We start from the raw sequence: 2,828 nt of genomic DNA, 5'->3' as shown, positions 1-2,828 counted from the left end.
TCATAGCGCCGCTAGAATCTCCCCCGCCGGGGGAGACGCCGCCGAAGGCGGCAGAAGGGGTGCATTTCCATCGCCCGCAAGGGCGGTTGGCCTGTTTTCCATCGGGCGAAGCCCGGTTGTAAAGGTTTTATACAAACTGGCGCCCCTTCTTTTTGAAGGGCGCCTACCACAACCCTCACGGCCGAAGGCCGTGTCAAACTTAAGCCCCTTAAGAACCCTCGGCCCGAAGGGCCGTCAACCCTCACGCCCAAAGGGCGTGTCCATATCACCAATAAAAAAACCTGCCCAAGAGAGCAGGTTTTTTATCTAAGTTTCATCTTATCCCAGAATATCCAGCAGTTCGGCTACACCTTTTTTGCCGAAATGGACGTCGTTTTCGTTGACTATGAGGCAGGGGACGCTCATGATGTTGTATTTCTTCTGGAGGTCCGGATAGTGGGAGAGGTCGTAGACGTGGACTTTGATGTTGTCGTTGTCCGCGGCGATGCGTTCCGCCGCTGCCACCAGGTCCGGGCACATGGTGCAGGAGAGGGAGACGGCGATGGTGATGTCTTTCTTTTCGCTGATGGCGCGGATGCGCTTTTCACTCTCTTCCCCCACGTCCTGTCCGGGGCCGGCGGTGTTGTACATGGCCAGGATGAAGGAGTTGAATTCGTGGCCGCCGGGGACGCCGTGGAAGTAGAGGCCCGCTTCGGCGCCGTCGTTTCTGACGATGGAAATGGTGTGTTCCAGTCCCTTCTCCGAGTCCTTGATTTCATAGGAAACCTTATCAGACAGGGAAGAGAGTTCTTTCAGGAGTTTTTCGTTTTCGTAGGAAAGTTCGGTGTCGTCTTTGTAGAGGCGAAGGGTGATGGGCTGTGTAAAGCGGTCAAGCACCGGCTTTAAGGCATGCCGGGTGTCGTCGTCCAGGAAGGCGCCTTCCTCTGCTTTGGCTGCCGCTGCCTTTGGTTCTTCCTTGGGCTCCACCTTTTTCACGTAGGTCCGCTTCATGTGGAGTTTCCTGTACTGACTGCCCAGATATTTCTCCAGGGAAGTCGCAGCCACGGCGCCGTCAGATACGGCGGTGACTACCTGGCGCAGGTTTTTGACGCAGATGTCACCGGCGGCGTAGACGCCGTCAATGTTTGTTTTCTGGTCCCTGTCGGTGATGACATAGCCCTGGGGGTTAAGGTCCACCCTGCCTTTGAGAAGACTGTTTTCCGGCGCGTAGCCTACGAAGACGAAGACGCCGTAGAAATCGCCGTCCTCCGCTGTATGCACCGTTTCCTTTCCGGTTTTCCTGTCCTTCAGCACCACCCTGCGGACGGCGCTGTCCCCTTCTACCTTTTCCACCTGGGTGTGGTAAAGGATGGTGACCTTTGGATTTTCCTTCAGCTCTTCCACAGCGGCGGAGTCGATGGAGAAATCGTCGCCGCGGATGACCATGATGACTTCCTTTCCGTACCGGGTGAGGAAAAGGCCCTCTTCCACCGCTGCGTAGCCGCCGCCGATGACGAAGATGGTGCGGCCGGTGAAGAATTCACCGTCGCAGGTGGCGCAGTAAGCCACGCCGTGGCCGCGGAATTCCGTTTCCCCCGCAAAGCCCGCCAGCCTTGGATGAGCGCCGCCGGCGTAGACGATGCCCAGAGCCTTGAAATCGCCGCGGCTGGTGTGGACTGTCTTATAGTCCCCTTCCAGCTCAAGGCCCGTCACTTCGGCGGAAAGAAATTCGGCGCCGAAGGCCTTGGCCTGGCGGATCATTTCGGAAGTGAGCTTTTCGCCGTCAGTTTTGAAAATGCCGGGATAGTTCACCACTTCTGCGGTAATCGTAATCTGGCCGCCCATCTTTTCCTTTTCGATGACCAGCACATGAAACCGCGCCCTTGCCATATAAATAGCGGCGGAGAGCCCTGCTGGTCCTCCGCCTACTATTATGGCATCATATACTGTATCCATGATGCCTCCTGAAATTAAAGCTTGCCAACCAGATCGAAGGAAGGTTTCAGGGTCTTTTCACCCGGATGCCATTTAGCCGGGCATACTTCATCGCCATGTTCATAAACGAACTGGGCAGCTTCCACCTTGCGGAGAAGTTCGTCGGCATTGCGGCCGATGTTGCCTGCGGATACTTCATAGAGCACCACTTCGCCCTTCGGGTTGATAACAAAGGTGCCTCTTTCAGTGACGCCGTCGGATTCGATGTAAATGTCCAGATCCTTGGACAGCTTAGCGGTGGGATCGCCGATCATGGGGAACTCTACCTTGCCGATGCGTTCGGAAGATTCATGCCAAGCTTTGTGAACGAAATGGGTATCGCAGGATACGGAATAGATTTCGCATCCGATTTTCTTGAATTCATCATATTTGTTCTGCAGATCTTCCAGTTCTGTGGGGCATACAAAGGTGAAATCTGCGGGATAGAAGAAGAGAACGCTCCACTTGCCAATGAGGTCCTTATCGCTTACATCGATGAAATCACCGTTCTGATACGCTTTGACCTGGAATTCGCTGATTTTCTTACCGTTTAAAGACATAATTGTTTCCTCCTTGGAAATATATACTACTGAATTGCCCGCCGCTGTATTTATGTTTGGCGAAGCATATTTAACTTTCTGAAAGTATTATATCATGCATATCTGTAAATTTCAATATGGTTTTGGTAAGAAAAAGAATTTTTTTACGCCTGCGGCGTGAGGGTTCAGAAGGTTCAAAAGGTTCAGAGGGTTCAGAGGGGAAGGTGGCCGCTTCGCGGCAAATTAAAAAAGGGGGGCGCGCCTGACGGCGCAGGTTGGGGCCGCCTGACGGCGGCGGGTTGTGTAGAAGGGTTGTGTTCGCTGACGCTCAGGGGG

General features: G+C 54.0%; 2 protein-coding genes. Both read right to left on the bottom strand.

All coding sequences use genetic code 11. The features are described from left to right. Window positions 1–318: 318 nt before the first annotated feature. A complete protein-coding gene (locus QZQ29_RS09205) occupies window positions 319–1,935 on the bottom strand; it encodes an FAD-dependent oxidoreductase (RefSeq protein ID WP_296962603.1) in 1,617 nt (538 codons plus the stop codon). Window positions 1,936–1,949: 14 nt separating this feature from the next. Continuing rightward, window positions 1,950–2,513 carry an alkyl hydroperoxide reductase subunit C gene (ahpC, locus tag QZQ29_RS09200; RefSeq protein WP_296962601.1) on the bottom strand — a complete coding sequence of 188 codons (564 nt, stop codon included), beginning with the start codon at window positions 2,511–2,513 and terminating at the stop codon, window positions 1,950–1,952. Between the last annotated feature and the right edge of the window lie 315 nt (window positions 2,514–2,828).

This window comes from uncultured Dialister sp. (assembly GCF_900538805.1).
In the GTDB taxonomy this organism is placed as follows: domain Bacteria; phylum Bacillota; class Negativicutes; order Veillonellales; family Dialisteraceae; genus Dialister.
The sequence above is the reverse complement of the archived record's forward strand: the minus strand, read 5'-3'. Positions and strand labels throughout refer to the sequence as shown.